Origin of the sequence: Sorangium sp. So ce124 (assembly GCF_051525235.1) — a bacterium.
GTDB classification, from domain to species: domain Bacteria; phylum Myxococcota_A; class Polyangia; order Polyangiales; family Polyangiaceae; genus Sorangium; species Sorangium atrum.
In genome coordinates, this window is sequence record NZ_CP150312.1 from 9,619,863 (window position 1) to 9,644,350 (window position 24,488).

The following is a 24,488-nucleotide window of genomic DNA, read 5'->3' on the forward strand; positions in this document are numbered from 1 at the left end:
GCAGGCGCGGTCCACGCACCCGCAGGCCACCTCCGGGCTCAGGCGGTCACATGTCGAGATCCGTCGCCCGGAGGGAGATCATGAAAGAGATCGGCGCCGCAACGGTCAGCAGCGAAGTCGGCGCCCGAACCTGCGCTCCGCTCTACTCGCCGGAAGCCGCCTCGATGCAGGCCTCGAGCTCCGGCGTCGCCCGCCAGCCGCACTCGCCCGACGCGCCCCGCTCGCACACGCTGTGCTCCTTGTAACACGCATATTCCTCCCGGTACTCACACGTCGTGGCCACCTCCTCATCGGCGCAGACCTGACCGCTGCAGCCCGTCACCTTGCACGGGGCGGGCTTGTCGCCGCCGAGGCACGCCTCGAGCTCCGGCATCGCGCGCCAGCCGCACTCGCCCGACGCGCCCCGCTCGCATACGCCGTGCTCCTTGTAACATGCATACTCCTCGCGCCACTCGCAGGTCGTGACCACCTCCTCATCGGCGTCGGCGCAGACCTGACCGCTGCAGCCCGTCACCTTGCACGGGGCGGGCTTGTCGCCGCCGAGGCACCCCTCGAGCTCCGGCGTCGCCCGCCAGCCGCACTCGCCCGACGCGCCCCGCTCGCATACGCCGTGCTCCTTGTAACACGCGTACTCCTCGCGCCACTCGCAGGTCGTGACCACGTCTTCATCGGCGTCGGCGCAGACCTGACCGCTGCAGCCGGTCACCACGCACGGGGCAGGCTCGTCGCCGCCAAGGCACGCCTCGAGCTCCGGTGTCGCGCGCCAGCCGCACTCGCCCGACGCGCCCCGCTCGCACACGCCGTGCTCCTTGTAACACGCGTATTCCTCGCGCCACTCGCAGGTCGTGACCACGTCCTCATCGGCATCCGCGCAGACCTGACCGCTGCAGCCGGTCACCTTGCACGAGGCCGGCTCGCCGCCCGCCACCCCGCCTCCCCCAGGGCCAGCCCCCCCGCCCTCGATCGGGCCCTGACAGCCTTTGCCCTTGGCGCCGGTGAGCAAAGGTACGAAGAGCATGAGCATCGCAACGACGAGCCGGTGACGTTTGCTGAAAAGATCCATCATCAAGCCTCCTATCAAGAGATAAACTGACCGTGCCATTCGGCAGCCGCAGGCGCCAGGGTTCACACTTCGTGCCAAGCGCGGCGCCGGCGCCCCCCCACGCATCCCCGCGCGCAAGCGCGATGCTCCCGCGGTGACGAACAGATGCCCACAAGCGGTGTGAGCCGCCTCCTGGTCATGAGGGCTCACGCCGAGATCAGGGCATCGACCAGCGCCACGGCGCACGCCTTGCGGGCAGGTCCCTGACCGCCGGCGGCCCGCCGGTCGCACACTCTGGCACAAGCCGCGGGAATACACGCAAATTCCTTGGCTTTTTCGTGGGGTTCCGCATGGCCCGCGGCTTGCTAAGTGCGCCGGGCACGGGACCTGAACAGTGCACGCGCACGGGCGCAGACATGACGCCCTGTGTCTCGTCCTCAACGAGGTGAACAATGACCTTCCTGTCCAGAACTTACGCCGGCTGGCTCGTCCTCGCGACGGCGGCGGCCTCGGCCGGACTCACCGGCTGCGGGAACGGCTCGACGGGGCCTTCCTCCGAAACCGGCTCGACCGATTTCATCTCTGACAACCCGAGGGCCGGCGGTGGAAGAGATACGGCCGAGGATGGCGGCGGCGTCGCAGCGGGCACCGGCGGCGACGGCGCCCCGACCGCGCCCCCGGCCGATGGCGACGCCGAGCGCGCGATCACCGAGGCCGACATCATCCAGGTCAAGGACGGCAAGCTCTACGCGCTCTCGCAGTACTCGGGGCTCAGCATCATCGACATCTCCCGGCGCGACCGGCTGAGCCTCGTCGGGCGCTACCGGGCGAGCGGGATCCCCTTCGAGATGTACCTCCGCGACGGGGTCGTCTACGCGATGTTCTCGTCGTGGACTCAATACGTCTACGACGCGGCCACCGGCTCATACTCCTATGAGCAATCGAGCCACATCGAGGCGCTCGACGTCTCCGACCCGGCGGATATCGAGCAGATCGGCTCGTTCGACCTGCCGGGCGCCATCTCCGACTCGCGCATCGTCGGCGACGTGCTCTATACCGTCACGTTCGAGGACGGCGGTTGCTGGGGGTGCAAGCAATCGCGGAACACCACGGTCACCTCCCTGGCCGTCGGCGACCCCGCCCATATCGCCGTGGTCGATCAGCTGAGCTACGACGACGACCCCAACGACTACGGGTGGCAGCGCAGCGTGAGCGTCACCCAGGACCGCATGTACATCGCCGGCATCGAGTGGGACGGCACCGACGAGGGGCACTCCACCATCCAGGTCGTCGACATCTCCGACCCCGGCGGCGCGCTCGTCGAGGGCGCGAGCGTCGAGGCCGTCGGCCAGATCCAGAGCCGCTGGCAGATGGACGAGCACGAGGGTGTCCTCCGCGTCGTCAGCCAGCCCGGCATCTGGCGGACCAACGCGCTGCCCGGCGTCCAGACCTTCACCGTCGCGTCCTCGCAAGAGCTCACGCCCCTCGGCTTCACCGAGCTCACCCTGCCCAAGCCCGAGACGCTGCGCTCCGTCCGCTTCGACGGCGACCGCGCCTACGCGATCACGGCGGAGCAGACCGACCCGCTCTTCACCATCGACCTCAGCGACCCGGAGCACCCCGCCCAGGTCGGCGAGCTCGAGATGCCCGGCTGGGTCTACCACATGGAGCCGCGCGGCGACCGGCTGCTCGCCCTCGGCTTCGACAACGCCGCCACCGACGGCTCGCTCCACGTCTCCCTCTTCGACGTCTCCGATCTCGCGAAGCCCACGATGCTGAAGCGCGTCCATTTCGGCGGCGACTGGGCGAGCTTCGCCGAGGACCAGGACCGGATCCACAAGGCCTTCACCATCCTCGACGATCTCGGCACCCTCCTCGTGCCGTACAGCGGCTGGGACATCGCCGAGGGCAAGGGCTGCGGCTCGTACAAGAGCGGCGTCCAGCTGATCGACTTCACGGCCGACACGCTCACGAAGCGCGGCTCCGCCCCGGCGCGCGGCCAGGCGCGCCGCGCGTTCGTCCATGACACGCGGCTCTTCGCCGTCTCCGACCAGGAGGTCGGGACGTTCAACATCGATGATCGCGACGCCCCGGTCGAGGCCGCCGACCTGGCCCTGGCGACGGTCGTCAGCAACACGGTGGCCACCGGAGATCTCGTGGTCCGCATGGGCGCGGACTGGTGGACGCAGGCCGCAGAGCTCGATGTCGTGTACGCCGCGGAGCCGGGGCGCGCCGAGCCGATCGGGAAGCTCGACCTCGCGACGCTGGCCGCCGGATCGACGGACGACTGCTATGGATCCGGCCTCTCCAGCGCGCAGCTCTTCGCGCACGGGCAATACGCCTACCTGCTCTGGCCCTCGTACGCGGACTCGACGAAGACGAGCCTCGCCGTCATCGACCTCACGAACCCCGAAGCCCCCCGGATCGCGAGCCAGCGCGATCTGCCGTTCAACAGCAACGCGCTCTACTATTACGGGTACTACGGCAGGATCGTCTCCGCCGGCAGCGCCGTGGTCCAGGCAGGGAGCACGCTCGTGCTCCGCAACGTCCAGGAAGAGTACTACTACTACGAGGACGGCAGCGCGCAGCCGCAGCCCCGCGATCCGTCGCTCGAGATCATCGACCTCTCGAACCCGTCGAGCCCGACGCACCGCTCGCTCCCCCTGCCCGACGGCGGCGGCTACACGGGCCTGCAGGTCGACGGCACCACCGTGCTGACGTCGCACTGGGTGCCGCTGCCGAACGACCCCTCCAGGGCGCGCTTCTACCTCGACCGCATCGATGTGGCCGATCCCTCATCGCCGGTCGTGCGGACGTCGGTCAATGTGCCCGGGTCGCTGCTCGCCTTCGATGGCGCGTTGAACCGCGCGCTCACGGTCGACTACGAGGCGGTCCAGATCGAGGTCGCGAGCTACCAGGAGTGCTACAGGGCGTTCAGCTACACCGCTGAATTCGTGCCGGCGGACCAGGAGCACTACGATGGCCCCGGCGTCTGCCGCGGGACGCGCCACACCCTCAAGCTGCTCGACGTCGGCAGCGCGAGCGCGCGCCTCCGGGACGAGCACACGCTCGACGACGACACCCGCGTGGACCAGGTGTTCGTGGGCGATGACCGCGTGTTCATGTACACGTCCGGGTACTACGGCGTGGGCGACGTGGCGGGCGGGGGCGCGTATTCGTCCGGGATCCTCGTGGCCAGCGGGCTCGTGGAAGGCAGCATCGATGTCGCGATGCAGGAGCTCTCGGCCCCCGACGCCGGCTGGCCGCGCGCCGTGGACGGGACGCGCCTCCTCCTCGCCGGCTACAGCCCGCCCGCGCTCTCGGTGCTCGACGCGGCCGACCTCGACGAGCTGACGCTCGAAACGAAGGGCGAGCTCTCGTCGTACGCCTCGCAGGTGACGATCTCCGGCGACACCGCGCTCTGCGCGCTCTGGTACCACGGGCTCGACGTCGTCGACATCGGCGACTGATGCGCGCGCCGCTCCTTCGCCCCGCGCGGCTCGTCACGAGCAGCGCGGCGAAGGCGCCGCCCGGCCGCTACCCTCCCCCGTAGATCTGCCCGATCTTCTGCACCGAATCCCACACGTACACGCAACCCGAGGTCAGCAGGAGCCCCGGCAGGATCACCGCCGACCAGGCGAGCGAGAGCCGCGCGCTCGGCGAAGGGCGCTCCGTCTCCACCAGCGCGGCGCGGGCGAGGCGCCGGACCGCGTCGGCCCGGGCCGGATCGAGCGGGGCGACCTGCGGCAGATCGGCGAGGCCCCTCGCCAGCGGATCCTCTCCTGAGAACGGCTTCATCGAGAACCTCTCCGCGCGTGTCTATCCACAGCGTCCGTCGCGTCCGCGGCGGAGATCGGGGTCGTCGATCCCCGCCGGGTCCGCTCAGCATTTCGCCTTTCGAGGTGGGCCGCAAGCTCGGCGCGGGCGCGCGACAGGCGCTTGCGCGCGGCGTCCTCGCGGATGCCGAGCACCTGGGCGACCTGCGCCGAGTCGAGCCCCTCGACGGCCCCGAGGAGCAACACCTCGCGGTGCACCGCCGCGAGCTCGCGGAGCGCCGCGTCCAGCGCCGCCACGTCGGCTCGGGCGTCCGCCGCGCCCTCGGGCTCGGGCGCGGCCGGCGCGGGCTCGCGGGAGAACAGCGCGGCGCGGGCGAGGTCGAGCAAGGCGGAGCGGCGGTGGCTCCGGTAGCGGTTCCTGGCGATCGTGAACAGCCACGCGGCGAGATCGGTGTCCTCGGCGAGCCGGCCGGCGTGGCGCGCGACGGCGAGCCAGGTGTCCTGGAACAGGTCCTCGGCGACGTCGCGCCGGCCGGAGAGGCGCACGAGGAAGCTGAAGATCCGGGGGTGGTAGCGCGCGTAGAGCGCGTCGAAGGCGCGCGGATCGCGGCGCCTCAGGCGAGCCGCGAGCTCGGCGTCGGACGGAGCTGCTGCGCCCTCCCTCTCCACGCCGACATAACGCGCGAGCGCGGCGGGCGTGACAAGGAAGTTTTCCTGTCACGGGATCCGCGGCGCCGCGTTGGGGCTCGTGAAGGCCGGCGCACACGGCGGCGGCGACGAGACACGCGGCAGGCAGAGAAGAGCAGACGATAGGGAGACACCGATGTTCGATTTCTTCGTCGAGGGCGGCTGGGGGATGTGGCCTATCCTTGTCTTCGGGATGGTCACGGTCGGCGCGGGGCTGCAGTTCGCCCGGCGGCCGGAGCCCGGAAAGCTCGGGTTCATCGCGGCGATGGGGCTGACGACGCTGGTCGCGACGATCCACGCGACGTGGATCGACCTCGGCGCTGTGTTCAGCTACCTGTCCGACCCGGCGAAGGTGCCGGACGGCGAGATCGCGCGCGTGCTCGTCGTGGGGCTGAAGGAGAGCACGCGGCCCGGGTCGCTCGGCGGGCTGCTGCTCGCCATCGCGTGCCTGCTCTCGGCGGTGGGCGTCCTGCGCGCCGGCCGGGCGCCGGCGGACGGCGGCGCGCGCCGCGGCGAGCCGCGCGACGCGCATCCGTGAGCGCCGGCCGCGCGGCCGCGAGGGCTCCCGCACCCGGCGGAGAGGGCGGGCGGGAGCGCGGCGGCGGGTCCGGCCCGACGCCCGCGCTTGGCGCCGGGGCCCGGGTGCGGCACACAAGGTCCATGGGCAGAGCCGAGCTCGCGCAGCTGATCGACCGCGAAGGCCTCGACGCCTCGGAGGGCTCGCGAGGCCGCCTCGCGATCGCCGTCCCGGCGGCGTGGGCGCGCGACGGCGCGGACATCGAGGTCGCCGTGCCCGCCCGCGTCACCTGCGCCCGCTGCGACGGCGGCGGCTGCGACAGCTGCGCCCGGAGCGGCGCCCACCGCGCCCCGACGGAGATCGCCGCGAGGACGCTGCGGCTCCGGCTCCCCCCCGATCTCAGCGGCGGCGTGACGCTCCGCCTCGTGCGTCCGTTCGGTGAGCTCGCCCCGCTCGATCAGCTCCTCGTCGAGCTCCGCGAAGACAGCGCGGCGTCGCCGGGCGTGCACCGCGTCACGCCGCCCCCGTCGGACGCGCTCGCGCGCCCCCCGAGCGCGAGCGGCGGGCGCTTCGGTGTGCTCGGCGCCGGGCTCGGCGCGCCGGCCCTCATCGCGACACTCGCCGCGATCGCGGCGGTCCTGGGGCTCCTGATCGGCCGCTGAGCGCGCAGGGAGGTCGCTCGCTCCGCCCTCGGTCGACGCGGGCGAGCCCGGCAGGAGGCCCTCGCTGCCGTGCTTTGCTCATGCTAGCGAGAGGCCCGCGAACGCGCGCGGGAGTCGACCGCACCGCCACCGCCGCGGAGGGAGAGCAAGCACATGAGCCTCAGCGAGCCCATACGGGCCAGGATCGCCACCATCATCCGCGAGAGCGATGTCGTCCTGTTCATGAAGGGCACGCGCACCACGCCGCAGTGCGGGTTCTCCGCCACGGTGGTGAGCATCCTCGACGAGCACCTCCCCGAGTACCAGACGGTGGATGTCCTCTCGGATCCCGCCCTGCGCGACGGCATCAAGGAGTTCTCGAGCTGGCCCACGATCCCGCAGCTCTACATCCGCGGCGAGTTCATCGGCGGCTGCGACATCGTGAAGGAGCTGCACGCGACCGGGGAGCTCGTGAAGGCGCTCGGGCTCGCGCATGGCGAGGGGCAGGCGCCGCCCACGCTCCGCGTGACCGCGGCGGCGCTCGCGGCGTTCGCGGCCGCGAAGGAGTCCGAGGCCGACTTCGTCCACATCGAGATCGACCCGTCCTACAACTACGGTCTTTATTTTGGACCGCGGCAGGCAGGCGACATCGAGGCCCAGGCGGGCGGGGCGGTGTTCCTGCTCGACCGCGCGAGCGCGCGGCGCGCCGAGGGGCTGTCGATCGACTTCGTCGAGGGCCCCTCCGGCGGCGGCTTCAAGCTGGAGAGCCCGAACGAGCCGCCGAAGGTCAAACAGATCTCGTCGGCCGCGCTCAAGGCCCTGATGGACGGCGGCGAGGCGATCGAGCTGTTCGACGTCCGGACCGAGCAGGAGCGCAAGATCGCCAGGATCGAGGGGGCCCGTCACCTCGACCAGGCAGGGCAGCGGCACCTGGAGACGCTCGCGAAGGACGCGCGGATCGTCTTCCACTGCCACCACGGCGGCCGCAGCCAGGCGGCCGCCGAGCATTACCTCGCGAAGGGCTACAGGAACCTTTACAACCTCCAGGGCGGAATCGATGCGTGGTCGCAAGATGTCGACCCCTCGGTGCCGCGGTACTGAGCGCCTCGACCAAGAGGCACGCCCACGACGAGCAGCGGCACACCCGCGGCGAGAGACACGCAGGCATCGTGTCTCGGTAGATTTTTTCGATCACACCGTCCGACACGTGAGAGCCTTCAGGGCCGGCGTGGGATCATGTATGCATAAGGTGTGGGTGCCGACGATCAGTCGACGATCAGGGCGTCCGACACCGAGCCGTCGGCGTCGCCGGAGGGGGCGACGCCTGGCCTGGTGGTCATCTTCGCCCGCGGCCAGCCTGCCTGCGCGCCGATCCCGCTCGAGGGCGGCGCGGTCGTGCTGGGCCGCGCAGCGGCGGACGACACGGTCGTCGTCGAGGACGAGCAGGTGTCGCGCCGGCACGCCCGCATCGCGCTGTCGGGCGACGGTCTCCGGATCACCGATCTCGGGAGCAGGAACGGCACCTTCGTCGATGGAGCGCAGATCGAGGATCAGGTCTTCTCGTCGCTCCCGCGCGTGATCCGGCTCGGGAGCACGCTGCTGCGCTTCACCGCGGACATCGCGCCGTTCCAGCGCGGCGGGGTCCTGGAGCACGAGGACGGGCTGGTCGGCCCCACGCTCAGGCAGGTCCGCGAGGCGATCCACCGCGCGGGGATGCGCGGGGATACCTTGCTGCTCACCGGGCCGAGCGGCTCGGGCAAGGAGCTCGCCGCGCGCGCCTACCACGCGGCGACGGGGCGGGGCGGCCCCTTCGTCGCCGTGAACTGCGCCGCGATCCCGGAGGGCCTCGCGGAGCGGCTGTTCTTCGGGGCGCGGCGCGGGGCCTACTCGGACGCGACCGCCGACGCCGAGGGCTATGTCCAGGCGGCTCACGGCGGCACGTTGTTCCTCGACGAGGTCGCGGAGCTCGATCCGTCGGTTCAGCCCAAGCTGCTCCGCGTCCTCGAGACCCGGGAGGTGGTCGCGCTCGGCGACACGCGCCCGCGCAAGGTGGAGTTCCGCCTGTGCGCGGCCACGTTGAAGGATCTCCAGGCCGAGGTCGCGGCGCGCCGGTTCCGGGACGACCTCTACTACCGGATCGGCCGGCCCGAGGTGCGGATCCCGTCGCTGACGGAGCGCCTCGAGGAGCTCCCCTGGCTGGCGGCGGCGGAGCTCAGGCGCACCGGCGCGCGGCTCGCGCCGGGCGCCAGCTTCCTGGAGTGCTGCGCGCTGCGCGCGTGGCCGGGCAACGTGCGGGAGCTGCTCTGCGAGGTGCGGCAGGCGGGCCTCGCGGCGCTCGCGGCCGGGCGCACCGCCGTGGAGGTGGCGGATCTCGCGCCGTCCGCGGGCCTCGACATCACGGAGGTCGCGAGGCGCACGCCGGCGCCGCCGGAGATGCGGCGGCTCGCCATCGAGACGGCGCTGCGGCGCGAGCAGGGGAACGTCACGCGCGCGGCGCGCTCGCTCGGGATGCACAGGAACCAGCTGCGCCGGTGGCTCGCCCGGCATGGCATCGACTCGGCGGCGTTCGCCGGCGCGGGCAAGCGCAAGAGCGGCGCCTCCCTCCCCGCCGCCAAGGACGGCGAGCGCCACGAGCCCTCGTGACCGGCGGCGGATGAGCGGTTGAATCCGGCGGGCGACAACCTATGAAGATGGCCAGGGAGTCTTCATGAGCTCAGAGATCAGAACCACGGATCTATGCGATGAGCACCCGGACGTCCTGGTCGCCGATCCGATCTTCCGGGATTACGGCGGAGCTCGGCTGTTTCACGGGCGCATCACCACCGTGAAGGTGCATGAGGACAACGTGCTCGTCCGCAAGGCGCTCGAGGAGCCCGGCCAGGGGCGGGTGCTGGTCGTGGATGGAGGCGGCTCCCTCCGCTGCGCGCTCCTCGGAGACAACATCGCCGCCATGGCCCATCAGAACGGCTGGGCCGGTGTGATCGTCCACGGCTGCATCCGCGATGCGGAGGCGATCGCCCGCATCCCGATCGGCGTGAAGGCCCTCGCGACGCACCCGAGGAAGAGCGCCAAGAAGGGCGCGGGGGACCGCGACGTCGCCGTGACGTTCGCCGGGGTCACGTGGGTTCCTGGCGAGCTCGTCTATGCCGATCATGACGGCATCGTCTGCGCGCAGAAGCAGCTTGCCTGAGAGCCCGCACGCGCGCTCGCCTCCGAGGTGGGGCAAAACGCACGTCCTTGGGCGCTTTCGCCACACATCGAGAGAAGGTCGCGCGGCGGCTGCGCCCAGGTTGGATGGGCTCGGATCCAGTCGGGGCGCGCGAACGTCGCGCGGTGCGTCGAAGCGCGCCAACTGGCGCGGCCAATGCATCACCAGCGGAGGAGGAGCAATCAACACCTCGTAGAAACGGGAGGACAAGAATGAGCAACATCACGTCCGAACTGAAGAGCGATCTGAACAAGAGCCTGTCGTCGCTCCAGACCCTGCGCGACGAGATCCGCGTAAGGCTCCACCTTGCCGGCATGGACGCGAAGGACGCCTGGGACAAGCTGGAACCCAAGCTCCTCGACGCCGAGAAGCTGGCCGAGGACGTCTCCGAGGCCTCGCGGAACGCGCTTCGCGAGATCGTGGAGAAGGTGAAGGAGTTCCGCTCGTCGCTCCCGTCCTGATCGCCGCGTCATCGCGGCGGAATCGAGACGGGAACGCAACGAGATCGCGGTGGGGGCGCGACGCCGGATCAGCCCCGCAGCGCGGCCGCCACGACGCGCGCGACGCTTCCCCACCGCGGATCCGCCGCGCAGACCGCGAGCCTCTCCCCGACGACGTGGGAGCGCCGGTGATCGTAGAAGCCGGGCGGCCGCGGGAAGGTGGTGAGCGGCGCGCGCAGGATCGTCTTCTCGACCTGCGCGAGCATCGCCGTGTTGTGCACGAAGCCGAGCCCGCTCTGGATGTCGGCGAGCGTCGAGCCCGGGTGGCCTCCCCAGGGCGGGACGACGGCCGCGTGCGCGGCGGCGGGCGCCTGGTTCACCGCGATCACGCCGTACCGGAGATCGAGCAGCGCGCGGTCGAGCGCGGCCCCGACGGCGGGGTCCTCCTCGCTCATCGGGTGCATGACGATCGTCGCGCCAAGGCTGCCCCTGAGCTGGTCGTTGCAGAAGCGGGTCGCCGCCTCGAGGAACTCCACCGGATCGCTCGATCCGACCTCGACGACGGAGAGCACGCCGCCGAGCGGCTCGGCCGAGAACAGCGGCTCGGCCGCGTCCGACGCGGCGAGCCCGGCGATCAGCGTCCAGGGGAGCTCGCCCGGCCCCGGCGCGCCGATGCGCGCGACACCGCACGGCAGCGGCACGTCGGCGGAAGCCTCGAGGCGCTCGGGCTCGATCGGCGCGCGCCCGGCCGTCAGCGCGGCGTACCGCGCCTCGGCCTCCGGGTGGGCGGCGCGCCGCGGCGGCACGGCGGCGAGCGCGCGGCGCAGCATCCGGAAGAGCAGCGGCCGCTGCGCGAAGCCCCGGGGCAGCACGAGGACGCTCGCAGCGTGGCTGCCGTACGCTCCGCTGACGACCTGGCTCGCGAGGCACCTCGCCTGGAACCAGAGCTCGTCGCCGCCGTAGAGCCACGGCATCACGAGGACCGGGCTGGCGCCGCCGAGCGTGGAAGAGACGGGCTTGTCCAGCAGCCGCTCTCCCGAGGCCCGCCGGCGCGCCTGCGGCGGGCCCGGCGGCCCCCAGACGAGCGCGTCGTGCGCGGCCGCCGTGCCCGTGACGTGGATCTCCGAGACGGCGGGGTGGGCCGCGAGGTAGGCGCCCGCATCGGCGCCGCCGTAGACGAAGCGGAGGAGCCCGCGCGAGACGAGCGGCGCGAGGGCGCGCTCGACCAGCGCGCCGAGGGGCGCGCTCCGCGGGCTCATCGCGAGCGCCACGACGCGCCCCTCGACGAAGAGCTCGTGCAGCGCGTCCCGGAGGGGGACGCCGGCGACGTCGCCCGCACCGAGCACCAGCGCGACGCCCCCCTCGGGGTCGCGCTGCTGGTAGAAGCGCGCCTGCTCTTCCCGGACGCTCTCGCGCGTCGCCCCGGGCTGCATCAGCGCGCGCGCGCGGAGGGGCCCGTGCAGGGCGGTGTCCTTCAGGCGCGCCGGGAACACCTCCACCTCGATCCGGCCGTCCGCGCGGGTGCGCACCGCCCCGCGGCCGAGCCGGGGGCGTCCGCGCGCGGCGATCTCCTCGAGCGCCTCCGCGAGGCGGCGCACCTGCGACAGCGTGACGCAAGGCCCCGCGAGCCACGCCTCGCCGCTCGCCGCCGAGCCGGGATCGAGCCCCCTGTCGGCGCAAACCATCTCGACCTCGGCGCGCGCGGCGGCGAGCAGGCCGGGGAGCGACGAGCGGAGCAGGAAGGCCTTCTCGAGGGCCGGCATGCGAGCGAACCCGAGCGCGGCGTCGCCCAGCTCGGACAGCGCACGATCGAGCTCGGCCGAGGGTGTCTCGGCGCTGCGCGCGGCGCGCGGATCGACCGCCGGCACGGCCGCGGCTCCGCTCGAGGCGGCGCTTCCGGGCGCGAGTTCTGTGACGGCGACGACTTCGGGGACTGGCGGCATCGGCACGGAGATTACAGGCTGGAGATCGCGCGCGCGAGCGCAGCGACGGTTCGCGGCGCACGTGTAGCCGGCGTGCTCGGGATTCGGTACAGTCCACCGCCATGGATTGCGCTTTCACCACGGGTCGGGGCCCAGCGCGCGCGCCCTCCTCCAGGGCAGCTCTCCACCCGGCAGCTTGCGGCCTCCTTCTCGGCCTCGGCTCGCTCCTCCTCGCGCCAGCGGCGACAGCGCAACAGAACGCTCAGCCGCTCCCGCAGGGCCAGGCGCAGCCCGGCGGAGCTGGCCAGATGCCGTCCGGATATCCTCAGCAGCAAGGGTATCCTCAGCAAGGCTACCCTCAGCAGCAAGGGTATCCTCAGCAAGGCTACCCTCAGCAGCAGGGGTATCCTCAGCAGCAGGGCTACCCTCAGCAGCAGGGCTACCCTCAGCAAGGCTACCCTCAGCAGCAGGGATATCCTCAGCAGGGCTACCCTCAGCAACAGGGATATCCTCAGCAAGGCTACCCTCAGCAGCAGGGGTATCCTCAACAGGGATATCCTCAGCAAGGCTACCCTCAACAGCAAGGCTACCCTCAACAGCAGGGGTATCCTCAACAGGGATATCCTCAGCAAGGCTACCCCCAGCAAGGTTACCCTCAGCAGGGCTATGGTCCGGGCTACGCCTTGCCGGCCGGGCCGCCGCCGCCCCCGAAGCCCCCCGAGTCCACCTGCTGCCGCTGGTCGGTCCGCTACAACGCCCTGGATCTCCTGTTCGGAAGGATGACCTTCGAGGGCGAGGTCGCCGTCATCGGGCCGCTCACCATCGGGATCGCGCCGTCGTGGATCTGGGGCTCGCTCGAGGATGCGTCGCTCGACACGACCGGCTACGCGCTCGCGGCCGACGTCGGTGTCTACGTCGAAGGCAAGGCGCTGCGGGGCTTCTGGGTGAAAGGGCGCATCGGCTACGAGTCGTTCGAGGCGGTCATCACCCCTCCCGGGCGGCTCGAGGGCCGCGGCGATGTGAGCAGCGTCGTCCTCGGCGGCATGGTGGGGAGCACGAACGTGCTCAGCCGAGACGGCGGGTTCGCCATGTCGGGAGGCTTCGGGATCGGCGTGGCGCTCGCCGATCCCGTGACGATCACCGCGGGCCCCTACCAGTATTCCTTCTACGAGAAGGCGGGGAAGATCAAGCTCATGGGGTCGCTCTCGCTCGGCGTCGTCTTCTGATCGACGCCCTCGCCTGTTCGTGGCCTCAGCCTGCCCGCACGCGGCGCCGGCCCGGCGGGTGAGCGCGGCGCCTGCCACGGGAAAGGCGACCGGCGGCGGACCTCTCGCGCGCGGCGCGCGGCGCGCGGATCGACCGCCGGCACGGCCGGCGGCGTCCCCGGAACTTGGCCCCGCGCGCGGCGCCGTGGGACTCCTGGACCATGCCCTCTCGCATCGCCCGCCGCCCCGGGCCGGCGCTGCTGCTCCCGTTCCTGGCGGCGCTCCTGTCGATCGCGTTCGCCCTCCCCGCGCGCGCGTGGGTCGAGGTGCACGTCGCCGGCGACGACGTGCGGCTGTCGATCGATCGGGCCGGCGCCGCCACGGTCGAGCACAAGGTCACGCTGAAGATCTCGGGCGGGCCGCTCCGCGCGCTCGACATCCAGGGCGTCGACCCGGACGCCCAGCTCGACGAGGGCAGCTACGCCGTGCCCTTCAAGGCCGCGGAGGCGGGCTCGCTCGCGTCCGCGACGCCGGTCGCGATCGAGCTCCTGCCGCCCGACCCCCGGCCGCGCGAGGACGGCACGCGCCGCCCGGCGGCGATGCGGGCCCGCTTCGACGGCAAGGGGCTGAGCCGCGGGGTGTTCGTGCTCTTCTTCCGCTACCGCACGGACCTCATGAAGCGCGGGCTCATCCGGCAGGACGGCCCGAGCTCCCGCGTCTCCTGGAGCGGCCCCGTCTGGGACGACGGCTACGACTCGGCGCGGCTCACCGTCGCGCTGCCGGCCGCGCCCGACGAGCCGCGCGTCGACGAGGCGCGGACCGACGAGGCGGCGTCCCCCGACGCGCTCCCGGCGCCGACGACGCTCTCCACGCTCCGCCGCGCGCTCGACAAGGACGAGCTGGAGCTGCTCCGCCCGTACGCCCCCAAGGCCGAGCCGATCCGGTGGGCGGTCCGCGCCGACGCGCGCGCCTTCCAGCCCGAGCCCGCCGCGGCGAAGCCCGGGGCCGACACGCTCGGCCGCATCTCGGACGCCGCGGCCGGCAGCCCCGATCGCAGCCGCACCCTCTACGTGGCCGCGGGCGTGGTCCTCTTCGCGCTCTACAGCGCCCTCGTCGCGCTCAAGGCGCGCGAGCACGAGCGCCTCGCCCGCGCCGCGGGCGTCGCGCCGCGGCCCCTCGTCCCGATCCCGCTCGCGCCGCGCGCCGCGCTCGCGGGGCTCGCGCTCGTCGCGGGCGTCGCCCTGGAGCTCCTGCTCAGGGACGGCACGCCGGGCGCCGCGCTCGTGGCCGCGGCGACCGCGCTCGCCGCGCACCGCACGCCCCGCCCGGAGCGCGCCGCCGCGACCTTGCGGCGCCCTGGCAAGTGGCTCCCCATCGCGGAGGCCGAGGCGTTCCGCGAGCCGCCGCGGGTGCGCGGCGTCTACCTCGACGTCTCGACGCGCGCCGGCAAGGCGCTGCTCGTCGCGCTGCTCGCCGCGCTCGGCGCGGGCGTCCACGCCGTGGCGGCCGCCTCGCCGTACCACGCCCACCTGCTCGCGCTCGACGCGACGGCGCTGCTCGCGATCTTCTGCACCGGCCGGCTCGCCGAGCTCCCCGCCGATCCGGCGGCGCGGCCGGTCGCGTTCCTGCGCGACGTCGCGCGGCGCGTGCGGCGCTCGCGGAAGGCGCCCGCCGGCGCCGCGGCTGCGGCGCAGGAGCTCCGCGTCGTCGGCCGCCTCCGCATCCCGGACGGCAGCCCCGACGCCGACGAGCTCCGGCTCGGCCTCTCGCCGCGCGCGGCGCTCCCCGGCTTCGTCGCGATCGAGGTCGGCGTCGTCTACGCGCCCGGCGCCGGCGGCGCCATCGGGCTGCCCGAGGTCCTGCTGCGCGTCGCCCCCGGCTCTCCGTGCGAGCGCGCCGTCGAGGGGGTCGCGAAGAGCGGCCGCTCCTCGCGCGGCCGGCGCCCCGGCGAGCGCGTGCTCGCGTTCACGCCGCGCCTGCCGACCGCGAGGATGACGGCGGCCATCGCCGCCGCGCTGGTCCGCGCCGTGTCCACCCCGCCCGCGAGCGCCACGCCGACGAAGCCGTCCGGCGCCGGCGCGGCCGGGGCGACCCGCGCGCCGCGCCCGCGCAAGAAGGCGGTCTCCGCTGCGGCGTAGCGCCGAGTCGGCCCCCGTCCCGACACGCTTTCGCGCTCCGCGAGCCCCTCATCAGCGTCCGTAAGCCTTCGTAAGCATTCGTAGACAGCGCGCAAACATCTCGATATATGGCCGCGCGATGAGCTTCGGAGTTGCGGGCTCGAGCTTTCTTACGCGGTTCCAGCCCATGCGCACGCCGCTGCTCGTCAGCGAGCGGATCTACGCTGCTGTCGGGGGCTTGCTCGGGCTGCTGACCACCGGGGTCGTGATGCACGCTTGCCTTGGCCCCACCGCGCACGCTCCGCTCCTGATAGCGCCGATCGGCGCTTCGACCGTGCTCGTGTTCGGGGTCCCCGCGAGCCCGCTCGCCCAGCCGTGGTCCGTGCTCGGCGGCAACGTGCTGGCGGCCGTCATCGGCGTCACGGCCGCTCGCGTCATCCCCGATCCGCTGTGCGCCGGCGCCGCCGCGGTCGCGCTCACCATCGCCGTCACGAGCATGCTCCGGTGCTTGCACCCGCCCGCGGGCGCGGTGGCGCTCACGGCGGTCATCGGCGGCCCGGCCGTGACGAGCCTGGGCTATCACTTCGCGCTCGTGCCGGTCGCCATCAACTCCCTGCTGCTCGTGGCAGCCGGGCTGCTGTTCAACAACCTGGTGCGCCGCAGCTACCCGCACGTCGTGACCTTGCCGGTCTCGCCCCACGGCACCGCCGACGCCCCGCCCGAGCTCCGCGTCGGCTTTTCGCCGAGCGACATCGACGCCGCCCTCGAGCGCCTGGGTACACCGCTCGACGTCGAGCGCGAAGACCTGATCGCCCTCGTCCGGCACGTCGAAGAGGAGGCGCACCGGCGGCTGCGCGGAGGCCTCACCTGCGGCGAGATCATGTCGCGCGATCTGGTCACGATTCACCCCGACGATCCGAGCGCGCTCGCGCTCCGTCGCCTCCGCGAGCGCGCCCTGCGCGTCTTGCCGGTGGTCGACGAGCGAGGCGTCGTGCACGGCGCGATCGACGTCTCGATCGCGTCTGCCATGCCCGAGGCCACCGTGCGCGATTTGCCGTCCATCTACTTCGAGACCGCCGGCGAGGACACGCCGATCAACGAGCTCTTCCAGCTCCTCTCCCGAGGGCGCGTGCACGAAGCGCTGATCGTCGACGCCAAGATGCGCCTGCGCGGCATCGTGACCCAAACGGATCTCCTGGCCGTGATCGGCCGCGCGCAGCTCGCCAAAGGCTCGGCGCTGGTCGGGTAGTGCGCCCAGGGCAGTACGCCCGCATGCGACACAGGCGCGCATCGCCACAGCGCACCATCCATGCACACGCCTTCACGTGCAGGAACACCTTGTCAGAACAACAAATCGCAGGCTGCTCCGCTCGAGCTTATAGCGAACGATGACAGAAGCATGGTAGTCTCGAGATAATCGTCTTTGTCTCCAGCGCCATCGCTGAAACGGATCGAATCCTGCATGGGTCGGCGCTCTCGCGGCCTCTCCAGCGAGGGTCGAGCGGCCAGTCGACGCTCGCGACCCCATCGTCGGCCTTGGTCACCTCGGAGTCTGGTCACACGGCACATTTGCACGTGTCCAACCGGCCCTGAAGGAGCTCTGGCGCCCATCACGCCTGTTGCGGTCATCCGTCCTCGAACAGGCCCCAACCGATCGGGAGCGAACATGGCAGAAAGACCCATTGTCCGCGTCATCACATCCAGGCCGCTGTCCATGTGCGCTGCGGCCTGCGCCTGGCTCGCCGCGGGCGATGCGTCGGCGGCGTACCAGTTCGACGCCACGGAGGCCGCGTACGACGCGACCTACGCGGCGGCCCCCATCGACGTGACCGGCGTCGTCGTCGACGAGGCGGGATCGCCGGTCGCGGGGGCGGAGGTGACGGCCATCGGCTGGGGGAGCGGCGCGGTCAACCACGGCGAGATCGCGTTCACCGACGGCGCGGGCGCGTTCACGCTCTCGGCGCTCGCGCGGCGCTCGGTCCTGCTGCGCGTCGAGGTCGACGGGTACTACAGCGAGATCATCCCTGCCGACCTGCACCAACCGCTCGCCGAGGCGGCTGCCGGGGTCGGCCGGGTCGTGCTGACCGAGCAGCGCGCTGGCCGCGCGCGGATCCTCGTGGGAGGCGACACGATGTTCGGCCGGCGCTTCATCGACAGCGACGAAGACGGCATCGAGGGAGAGGTGGGCGACCTGATCCGCCCCGCGACGCGGCAAGCCGACGCGAGCGCCATCCTCACCTTCCTGCGCGACGTCCTCTCGTCGGCCGACTACACCCAGGTCAACCTGGAGTGCCCCGTCACCGCCAACCCGCAGACGCCCCACCCCTACAAGTCGTTCACGTTCTTCTCCTACCCCGAGACGGTCAGGGCGCTCACGCTCTCCGGCGTCGACGCCGTGAGCCTCGGCAACAACCACATGTTCGATTACCTGGGGGCAGGCGTCGCCGACACGCTCACCGCCGTCCCGAACGCCGGCCTCGACTGGTTCGGCGCAGGGCTCGACGAGACGATGGCGAAGGGCACCGTGCTCTACCGGACGCTCCGCGGCGTCGACGTGGCCTTCCAGGGGTTCAACCAGATCGTCAACGACGGGACGACGCTCCCGGAGTACGCGCTCACCGCCTCCGACGGACCTCCTCCCAAGGCGGGCGCGCTCGAGCTCGGCCTCACGGAGATCAGCGACTTCATGGCGCAGGACGCGGTCGGGCGCTTCGCCATCCCGGTGGTGCACGGAGGCATCGAGTACAGCGACTATCCGTCGTCCGGCATGCGGCGGCGGTTCACCCAGCTCGTCCAGAAGGGCGCCGGCATGGTCGTGGCGCACCACCCGCACACGATCCACGGCATCGGGCTGTACAACGCCGGCGCCGGCCCCCGCTACATCTTCATGTCGCTCGGCAACATGGTCTTCGATCAGGACGTCTTCGAGACGTACCAGTCGTACCTCGCCGCCATCGACATCGACGAGGACGCGAGCGGCAACCGCGCGGTGCACCGCGTGCAGCTCATCCCGTTCCAGAACGAGGACTACGTCCCGAAGCTCGTGGGCGGCGCCTGGCTCGGCCGGGCGATCCGCCATATCGGTCACCTCTCCACGACGCTGCCGGCGGCGCCCGCGCCCGGCGAAGCGGCGGACGGCCTCACCGGGGCCGTCGTGTTCGCGAGCGGCCCGCGGGCCGTCGCGGCGAGCAGCCCCTCGCAGTACACGACGAGCGACGCCGTGGAGACGCGGAGCGCGCCGCTCACGAGCCGCCGCACAGCCCCCCTGGCGCACCTGCGCTCGAGCCCGGCGGACTCGCTCGCCGCCGTCCGGACGACGGCCGCCGCGAGCTGCGATTACGGCCGGGAGATCATGCTCTACGGCGACTTCGAGGACGGCGACGTCGACGACACCTCGCACGAAGGCTCGATGTGGTCGATGAGCGAATACCGTTACATCGAGAACAGCGTCGTCCATGGCGGGACCGGAGCGATGGTGTTCCTGCGCAAGTCGAACAGCACCTCCGAGGTCTCCACCTACATGAACAACCGGGTCAAGTTCGAGCCTGGCCGCAAGCTGACCCTGACCGGCTACATGAAGGGAGACAACGCCGGCCAGATGCGTGTGCAGGTCTACTGGTACACGAGCGGCGGGACCAGCGTGTCGAACAGCGTCGTGTTCACGCGCGCGGCCGGCACCTACGGCTGGCAGCCGTTCACCGTCGACCTGACCCCGCCGGCGAACGCGGGCTCCGTCCGGTTCTATTTCAGGGCGGGTGTGCCGGCGAGCGGCGAGGCCACCTCGTTCCTCGACGACGTGTCGCTCATCGAGTGGGAGGGCACGGTCGCCGACAGCTCCCTCGGGTTCGGGTTCGCCACGCCGAACGACTGGAGCTTCGTGCGTTGCACCGCCACGGATCCCGCGCTCACGAGCCTCGGTGTGACGATGACGCACCGGTCGTACGCGCTGGCCCCGGCGACGCCCTGAGCGCGCCGCCGCGACCCGCGACGGCGGCGGGCGCGGCGGGCGCGCGAACACGCCGAGCGGCGTCGAGCAGGCCGAGCTCGACGCCGAGGCAGAGCTCGGGCCCGCCGCCGACGTCGAGCGCGCCCTGGCCCCGCAACGTCATGTAGCCGCCCGCGCAGACGAACGGCGAGAGGCGCTCCGCCAGCGCGTACGAGGCCGAGACGCGCGCCTTGAGCACCTCGTTTCGCCCGGGGAGATCGCCCTGGAACGGGCCGCGGTGGTAGGCGCCGACATCGGCGCTCAGCGAGAGGTCCTCGACGTCGAGCGGCAGGCGCGAGCCCATCGCGAGGCCCACGGCGTACAGGGGCTCGCGCTCCGCCGCGCGCCCCTCGTCGGCGTTCGGCGCGCGCGGCTCGCTGTGGAGCCCGAAGCTCAAAATCGTATAGGCATACCGGCTCGAGAACTTGAGGCCGACGTTGCCGTGCAGGCCAGTGCTCCCCCAGAGCGCGAGCCGGATCCCCCCCTCGCGCGGCAGCGGGATGAGGCCGAGCGACTCCCCCTCGAGGTTGTCGGTCACGTTGATGACGCCGATCTGGAGGCCGTCGATCTTGCGGGCCACGTTGATGATGCCGATCTGGAGCCCGCGCTGCTCCTGCGAGACGTTGATGGCGCCGATCTGGAGCCCATCGACGCGGCCGATATTGACGGCAGCCGCCTGCACGCCCGTCACCTGTCCGCGAGCGACGTTGACGGCGCCGGCCGCCTGCAGGCCGTCGACGTCGGCGTACGTCTGGTTGGCGACGCCGGCGATCTGCGCGCCGGCGACCGTCGTGCTCGCCCAGCCGAAGAGCCCCGCGAGCTGCACCCCCGCGAGCGGGGCGTCCGCCAAGGCGAAGCCCCCCGCGAGCTGCAGCCCCTCGGCGCGCCCCGAGACGACGCTCGCGACCCCGAGCTGTAACCCGCGCAGATCCCCCGACGTCCACGAGAACAGGCCGACCTGGGCGCCGTCCACGAACCCGACGCGCCCGAGCAGGAGCGCGAGATCGAGGTGGGTCGCGAGATCGGGCGCCGTGGCGTTGGTGCTCAGCGGGAAAATGAGCGACAGGTTGACGGGGAAATACGGCGTATCCGGGCCGCGGCGCGCCCGCTCCCCGCCCGCGCCGCCGGCGCCGGATGGGTCGCTCGGCCCGGCAGATCGGGGCGCGGCGCGCCCGGGCGCCGCGTCCGCCGGCTGCTGCGCGAGAGCGCTGCGCGGCGCCAGCACGGCCGGGGCGAGCGCGCAGGCCGCGACGATCGGCGCGGTCCGAAGAGAACACCTCGCTCGGCGCGCGCACCGCGACATCGCACCATCGTACACGCGTGCAGCGCCGAAAGGCTGCTCCGCAGGCGATGAATCGAGCCATGGTGCGGCGTCACGCCGCGCGGGTCGATCACGGCGCCGCATGGATCCATCACAGCACCCCTGGCTCGACTTCCGCGCGGTGCTTCGATACCCTGCGGGGGCGGCGCTGCGCCGTGGACTCGCCACCTGCGCTTCGCCCACGCACCACGGACTCGCCACCATGAAGCCATCGTCTCTCGCGCCCGTGCTGGCCCTCTCCGCGCTCGCCGCCGGCTGCGGCTCGGAGCCTGAAGGCCCAGACCTCGTGTGGCCGATCGGGGGGACGGACGAGATCCAGCCGATGTCGTCGAGCTTCGGTCCCCGCCTTCAGACCTCGCGCGATGGCGTCTACGACTTCCACCGCGGCATCGATATCCCCACCGTCATGGGCACCCCGGTGTACGCGGTCGCCGACGGAAAGGTGATACGCGCAGGCCGCTACCAGGATTTCGAGGACGTCGTTGTGCAGATCGAGCACTGCGATCCGCCGGGCGCTTGCTTCTACAGCACCTATATCCACCTGGCGATGCCGGTCGTCGAGACCGGCGATCAGGTCGGGCGCGGTCAGCACATCGGCTATACCGGCCTCGCCGCCAGCAGCCTGTTCCCCCACCTGCACTTCGAGATCCGCGAGGGAGGGCACGAGAAGGTGTTCTGCGTGCACCCGCTCCGCTTCCTCCCGACGCCGGGCGGGCTGCCCCCGGCGCTCTCCGCGCGCCGCACCGACGAGGACTCCACGTCAAGCGTCTCGGTCGAGGTCGAGGCCACCCTGCCAGGCATCTCCCCGGGCCTCGTCGAGGTCGCGGTCGCGACGTCCAGCCGGTCGACGGGAGAGGTCATCGAGGAGCGGGTGTTCAACTACGAGGAGTGGAACCGCAAATATACAGGAGAGGGAGACGCCGCGACCATCGACGAACAGAGCCTCGGAGGCATCCGGATCGAGCCGGCGAAGTTCAACGCGCAGTCGTCGGCGTACGTGATCGCGTTCCGCTTCAGCGACCTCGGCGGGACGGCGTCGGCCGACGACCTCCAGATCACGGCGCGGGCGCGCGACGTCGACGGCCATGTCGTCGAGGCGAGCGCGCCCTGACCCGGGCGAGGCGCGCGTGTCGCGCTCGCTCGGGCGAGGCGCGAGCGCGCCCTGAGGCGGCGCGGCGCCCGGGCGAGCCCGCGGCTCAGGCCTCGCCGACCAGCGCCGCCATGTCCGCGGGAAGCGACGACGTCACAACGAACGCAGGCACCGCGTCGCTGCCGCCCCACCCGATGTAGTGCGCGTGCAGCGCGTGGCGGCTCAGCCCCTCCACCGCGGGCCCGCCGTAGAGCACGTCGCCTGCCAGCGGGTGCCCCACCGACGCGAAGTGCGCCCGTATCTGGTGCCGCAGCGCCCGCGGCGCCCGCGCCTCGACGAGCTCCCAGAGCCCCACCTGCCGCACGCGCTTGTACATCGTCGCGGCCGGCCTCGGGGCGTACCGCGCCACGTCGCGCGGGTGGATGCACGGGTAGACCCGCTTCTTGTCCTTCGGGTGCGGCGCGAGCGGCACCTCGATCGAGCCCATCTCGGGGAGATCGCCGATCTGGCAGATCAGCAGGTAGCGCTTGTCGAGCCGCCCCTCCTTCAGCCCGGCGCCCAGCGCCGCGAACGCCGCGGCCGTGCGCGCCGCGAGCACGAGGCCGCTCGTGTCCGTGTCGAGCCGGTGGCACAGCCCGGGCTCCCGTGGAGAGAAGCCGATGCCCGCCATCTCGGGGTACCGCGCCACGAGCGCGTTCGCGACCGTCCCGCGCTCGCCCGGATGGAGCGGCGCCGTCGGCACCCCGGCGGGCTTGTTCACCACCACCAGATCGTCGCGCTCGAGCACCACGTCGAGCGGCGCGGAAGGATCCGGCGTCGCCGCGCCGGAGGCCTCCGTGGGCTCGACGTCGACCTCCAGCACCTCGCCGGCCGCCGCGACGTCGCCCTTCGACGCGCGCCGGCCAGCGCCGCTCTTCCCCACCCCGAGCACGCGCACGCGCCCCTCGGAGAACAGCCGCTTCGCGCCCGCCCGCCCCAGCCCGGGGAGAAGCTGCACGAGCAGCTTGTCGAGGCGCGTCCCTGCATCCAGCTCGGTGATCGTGATCTTCATAGCTCCTACGGAATCGCCCCCTGCCACCCGAGGCCGAGCGCGGGCGCTCGCCGGCTCCCGACCACGCTCTCTCCTATCACTCCCAACATGGGCAGGCCGAACCGGTTCCACGAGGGGCCCGCGCTGCGGGCGCCGGCCGCGGTAGGGCGGGTCACGCGCCACGCGACGCCCGCCCCGAGCAGAAAGCCCGCGGCCGTGGCGCCGACCCAGGCCCGCTGCTGCGCCTCGGTCGGCGACTCGAACACGAGCGGGCTGGCCAGCGCGGCGGCGCCCAGCCCGCCGAGCATCGCGCCCACGTCGATCGCGATGATCTCCGACGGCGTGACGTCGAGCTGCGTCGCCGCCGCGGCCGCCGCCAGCCAGCCGAGCGCCGCGCCGTAGCCCATCCCGGCGATCGGCGTCCGCTGCACGTCGCCCCGCCCCGCCCACTCGACCAGCCCGCCCAGCATGAGCCCCAGCCCGCCGCCCGACTGCGCCATCAGCGCGCCGCCCTCGGACATCCGGCCCAGCGAGAGCCCGAGCGCCGCCAGCGTGATCCCGGCGGTCCCGCCGATCAGCCCGGAAGCCCAGCGCTCCTGGCCCGGATCCTCCGCGTGCTGCGCGAAGCGGCCCTGGTAGATCAGGTGCCCCGCGATCGTCGGCCACCACGTGCCGGACCCGAGGTACCACGCGTCGGCCACGCCGACGTCCCACTCCTCCGCGATGATGATCGCGCCGCCGAGCCCGATGCCGGCGCCGACCGCCAGGAGCGGGTAGAGCAGGCGCGGATCGTCCGAGCCGCTCGATCGCTGGATCGAGAAGCCCACGAGGCCTCCGTAGAGTGTCGCGTTGGCCGCGAGCGTCGCCTTCCCCATGCTGCGCGCCGGCGTGGCGAGGCGCCCGCGGCACCGCTCGGGGCACGGCGCCTCGCGGGCCGACGCAGAGGCCGCGGCGGCGCCGACGTCGAGCTCGGCCAGCAGGTCGCGGAGCATCACCGCGGCGCGCACCGCGAGGTCATCGCGCGCGACGCGCTCGACCCGCACCCTCAGCGACCTCGATCCGCCCGACGCAAGCGAGAGCCTGAGCTCCACCTCGTCGCCGCGCAGCTCGAGGCTCGGCGCGATGAAGAGCTTGTCGCTGGAGCGCGCGCGCTCGATGAGCTCGGCCTCGTCGGGCCGCGATCGCGAGGCGACGCGGCTTGCCAGATCCACCGAGAGGCCGAGGTCCTGCGCCGTGTCCGAGAGCAGCGCGTCGAGCGCGCTGGCGAGCGGCGCGGCGCGCTCCTCGGCCTCGGGCGCGACGGCCGTCGCGAGCACCACGGCCGACCTCGACGGCTGCGCGGGTCGCGGCGGCTGCGCCGAGCGCGGCGATCGCTCGTGTCCTCCGGAGCGCGCGGCCGACGCCGCGTCTTCAGGCTGAGCCGACGCTGGCAGCGCGGCGGCGAGCGCCGCGGCGAGCGCCAGGGCGCCCGCGCCACCGCGGAGGTGCCAGGGGTCGATCATGGGGT

General features: G+C 72.6%; 20 protein-coding genes. 12 read left to right on the forward strand and 8 right to left on the reverse strand.

Going from position 1 to position 24,488, the window contains the following annotated elements; all coding sequences use genetic code 11:
* Window positions 1-142: 142 nt before the first annotated feature.
* Window positions 143-1,066 (reverse strand): hypothetical protein, encoded by a 924-nt coding sequence (locus tag WMF19_RS36230; RefSeq protein ID WP_437894543.1) that lies wholly within the window; start codon window positions 1,064-1,066, stop codon window positions 143-145.
* A 428-nt stretch (window positions 1,067-1,494) separates the two neighbouring features.
* On the opposite strand from WMF19_RS36230, the gene WMF19_RS36235 reads away from it, so the two are divergent.
* A complete protein-coding gene (locus WMF19_RS36235) occupies window positions 1,495-4,512 on the forward strand; it encodes a beta-propeller domain-containing protein (protein WP_437894544.1) in 3,018 nt (1,005 codons plus the stop codon).
* A 67-nt stretch (window positions 4,513-4,579) separates the two neighbouring features.
* Here the strand turns inward: WMF19_RS36235 and WMF19_RS36240 are convergent, their stop codons facing one another.
* Together WMF19_RS36240 and WMF19_RS36245 are read right to left on the reverse strand one after the other, a co-directional pair.
* The gene (locus WMF19_RS36240; protein WP_437793273.1) at window positions 4,580-4,840 is read right to left on the reverse strand and encodes a hypothetical protein; all 261 of its coding nucleotides are present in this window, start codon (window positions 4,838-4,840) and stop codon (window positions 4,580-4,582) included.
* Window positions 4,837-5,487, reverse strand: coding sequence for an RNA polymerase sigma factor (locus tag WMF19_RS36245; protein ID WP_437324337.1), 651 nt, complete (start codon window positions 5,485-5,487; stop codon window positions 4,837-4,839). The genes WMF19_RS36240 and WMF19_RS36245 overlap by 4 nt, the downstream gene beginning before the upstream one ends.
* Before the next feature lie 154 nt (window positions 5,488-5,641).
* On the opposite strand from WMF19_RS36245, the gene WMF19_RS36250 reads away from it, so the two are divergent.
* From WMF19_RS36250 to WMF19_RS36275, 6 genes are all read left to right on the forward strand, one after another.
* Entirely contained in the window at window positions 5,642-6,043 is a 402-nt protein-coding gene (locus WMF19_RS36250; RefSeq protein ID WP_437324338.1) for a hypothetical protein, read from the forward strand.
* 122 nt (window positions 6,044-6,165) lie between these two features.
* The gene (locus WMF19_RS36255; protein ID WP_437894545.1) at window positions 6,166-6,684 is read left to right on the forward strand and encodes a hypothetical protein; all 519 of its coding nucleotides are present in this window, start codon (window positions 6,166-6,168) and stop codon (window positions 6,682-6,684) included.
* 153 nt (window positions 6,685-6,837) lie between these two features.
* Window positions 6,838-7,764, forward strand: coding sequence for a Grx4 family monothiol glutaredoxin (grxD, locus tag WMF19_RS36260; RefSeq protein ID WP_437894546.1), 927 nt, complete (start codon window positions 6,838-6,840; stop codon window positions 7,762-7,764).
* Between the two features lie 150 nt (window positions 7,765-7,914).
* A complete protein-coding gene (locus WMF19_RS36265; protein WP_437894547.1) occupies window positions 7,915-9,306 on the forward strand; it encodes a sigma 54-interacting transcriptional regulator in 1,392 nt (463 codons plus the stop codon).
* A 64-nt stretch (window positions 9,307-9,370) separates the two neighbouring features.
* On the forward strand, window positions 9,371-9,853 hold the full coding sequence (gene rraA, locus WMF19_RS36270; protein WP_437324342.1) for a ribonuclease E activity regulator RraA: 483 nt from the start codon (window positions 9,371-9,373) through the stop codon (window positions 9,851-9,853).
* Window positions 9,854-10,083: 230 nt separating this feature from the next.
* Window positions 10,084-10,332, forward strand: a complete 249-nt coding sequence (locus WMF19_RS36275) for a hypothetical protein (RefSeq protein ID WP_272095413.1) — start codon at window positions 10,084-10,086, stop codon at window positions 10,330-10,332.
* A 68-nt stretch (window positions 10,333-10,400) separates the two neighbouring features.
* Here the strand turns inward: WMF19_RS36275 and WMF19_RS36280 are convergent, their stop codons facing one another.
* Both WMF19_RS36280 and WMF19_RS36285 read right to left on the reverse strand, forming a co-directional pair.
* A complete protein-coding gene (locus WMF19_RS36280; RefSeq protein WP_437894548.1) occupies window positions 10,401-12,179 on the reverse strand; it encodes a hypothetical protein in 1,779 nt (592 codons plus the stop codon).
* A gap of 86 nt (window positions 12,180-12,265) precedes the next feature.
* Window positions 12,266-12,880: a hypothetical protein gene (locus WMF19_RS36285; protein WP_437894549.1), complete on the reverse strand. Its 615-nt coding sequence runs from the start codon at window positions 12,878-12,880 to the stop codon at window positions 12,266-12,268.
* A 36-nt stretch (window positions 12,881-12,916) separates the two neighbouring features.
* On the opposite strand from WMF19_RS36285, the gene WMF19_RS36290 reads away from it, so the two are divergent.
* From WMF19_RS36290 to WMF19_RS36305, 4 genes are all read left to right on the forward strand, one after another.
* Window positions 12,917-13,459, forward strand: a complete 543-nt coding sequence (locus tag WMF19_RS36290) for a hypothetical protein (protein WP_272095417.1) — start codon at window positions 12,917-12,919, stop codon at window positions 13,457-13,459.
* Between the two features lie 200 nt (window positions 13,460-13,659).
* Window positions 13,660-15,576: a hypothetical protein gene (locus WMF19_RS36295; protein ID WP_437894550.1), complete on the forward strand. Its 1,917-nt coding sequence runs from the start codon at window positions 13,660-13,662 to the stop codon at window positions 15,574-15,576.
* Between the two features lie 118 nt (window positions 15,577-15,694).
* Complete coding sequence (locus WMF19_RS36300) at window positions 15,695-16,804, forward strand: HPP family protein (RefSeq protein WP_437894551.1); 1,110 nt, start codon at window positions 15,695-15,697, stop codon at window positions 16,802-16,804.
* Window positions 16,805-17,221: 417 nt separating this feature from the next.
* On the forward strand, window positions 17,222-19,522 hold the full coding sequence (locus tag WMF19_RS36305) for a CapA family protein (protein WP_437894552.1): 2,301 nt from the start codon (window positions 17,222-17,224) through the stop codon (window positions 19,520-19,522).
* On the opposite strand, the gene WMF19_RS36310 is transcribed toward WMF19_RS36305, so the two are convergent.
* On the reverse strand, window positions 19,461-20,843 hold the full coding sequence (locus WMF19_RS36310) for an LA_2272 family surface repeat-containing protein (protein ID WP_437894553.1): 1,383 nt from the start codon (window positions 20,841-20,843) through the stop codon (window positions 19,461-19,463). The two genes, WMF19_RS36305 and WMF19_RS36310, sit on opposite strands and share 62 nt — an antisense overlap.
* A 220-nt stretch (window positions 20,844-21,063) precedes the next feature.
* On the opposite strand from WMF19_RS36310, the gene WMF19_RS36315 reads away from it, so the two are divergent.
* Window positions 21,064-21,972: a M23 family metallopeptidase gene (locus WMF19_RS36315; protein WP_437894554.1), complete on the forward strand. Its 909-nt coding sequence runs from the start codon at window positions 21,064-21,066 to the stop codon at window positions 21,970-21,972.
* Window positions 21,973-22,057: 85 nt separating this feature from the next.
* Here the strand turns inward: WMF19_RS36315 and WMF19_RS36320 are convergent, their stop codons facing one another.
* Together WMF19_RS36320 and WMF19_RS36325 are read right to left on the reverse strand one after the other, a co-directional pair.
* On the reverse strand, window positions 22,058-23,002 hold the full coding sequence (locus tag WMF19_RS36320) for an RluA family pseudouridine synthase (protein ID WP_044966392.1): 945 nt from the start codon (window positions 23,000-23,002) through the stop codon (window positions 22,058-22,060).
* 5 nt (window positions 23,003-23,007) lie between these two features.
* The gene (locus WMF19_RS36325; protein WP_437894555.1) at window positions 23,008-24,483 is read right to left on the reverse strand and encodes a hypothetical protein; all 1,476 of its coding nucleotides are present in this window, start codon (window positions 24,481-24,483) and stop codon (window positions 23,008-23,010) included.
* Window positions 24,484-24,488 lie beyond the last annotated feature (5 nt).

Excerpts from the sequence above, each read along its gene's own strand:
- WMF19_RS36230 (WP_437894543.1), bottom strand. The coding sequence starts at position 1,066 with ATGATGGATCTTTTCAGCAAACGTCACCGGCTCGTCGTTGCGATGCTC.
- WMF19_RS36235 (WP_437894544.1), top strand. The coding sequence starts at position 1,495 with ATGACCTTCCTGTCCAGAACTTACGCCGGCTGGCTCGTCCTCGCGACG.
- WMF19_RS36240 (WP_437793273.1), bottom strand. The coding sequence starts at position 4,840 with ATGAAGCCGTTCTCAGGAGAGGATCCGCTGGCGAGGGGCCTCGCCGAT.
- WMF19_RS36250 (WP_437324338.1), top strand. The coding sequence starts at position 5,642 with ATGTTCGATTTCTTCGTCGAGGGCGGCTGGGGGATGTGGCCTATCCTT.
- WMF19_RS36255 (WP_437894545.1), top strand. The coding sequence starts at position 6,166 with ATGGGCAGAGCCGAGCTCGCGCAGCTGATCGACCGCGAAGGCCTCGAC.
- grxD (WP_437894546.1), top strand. The coding sequence starts at position 6,838 with ATGAGCCTCAGCGAGCCCATACGGGCCAGGATCGCCACCATCATCCGC.
- rraA (WP_437324342.1), top strand. The coding sequence starts at position 9,371 with ATGAGCTCAGAGATCAGAACCACGGATCTATGCGATGAGCACCCGGAC.
- WMF19_RS36275 (WP_272095413.1), top strand. The coding sequence starts at position 10,084 with ATGAGCAACATCACGTCCGAACTGAAGAGCGATCTGAACAAGAGCCTG.
- WMF19_RS36295 (WP_437894550.1), top strand. The coding sequence starts at position 13,660 with ATGCCCTCTCGCATCGCCCGCCGCCCCGGGCCGGCGCTGCTGCTCCCG.
- WMF19_RS36300 (WP_437894551.1), top strand. The coding sequence starts at position 15,695 with ATGAGCTTCGGAGTTGCGGGCTCGAGCTTTCTTACGCGGTTCCAGCCC.
- WMF19_RS36305 (WP_437894552.1), top strand. The coding sequence starts at position 17,222 with ATGGCAGAAAGACCCATTGTCCGCGTCATCACATCCAGGCCGCTGTCC.
- WMF19_RS36310 (WP_437894553.1), bottom strand. The coding sequence starts at position 20,843 with ATGTCGCGGTGCGCGCGCCGAGCGAGGTGTTCTCTTCGGACCGCGCCG.
- WMF19_RS36315 (WP_437894554.1), top strand. The coding sequence starts at position 21,064 with ATGAAGCCATCGTCTCTCGCGCCCGTGCTGGCCCTCTCCGCGCTCGCC.
- WMF19_RS36320 (WP_044966392.1), bottom strand. The coding sequence starts at position 23,002 with ATGAAGATCACGATCACCGAGCTGGATGCAGGGACGCGCCTCGACAAG.
- WMF19_RS36325 (WP_437894555.1), bottom strand. The coding sequence starts at position 24,483 with ATGATCGACCCCTGGCACCTCCGCGGTGGCGCGGGCGCCCTGGCGCTC.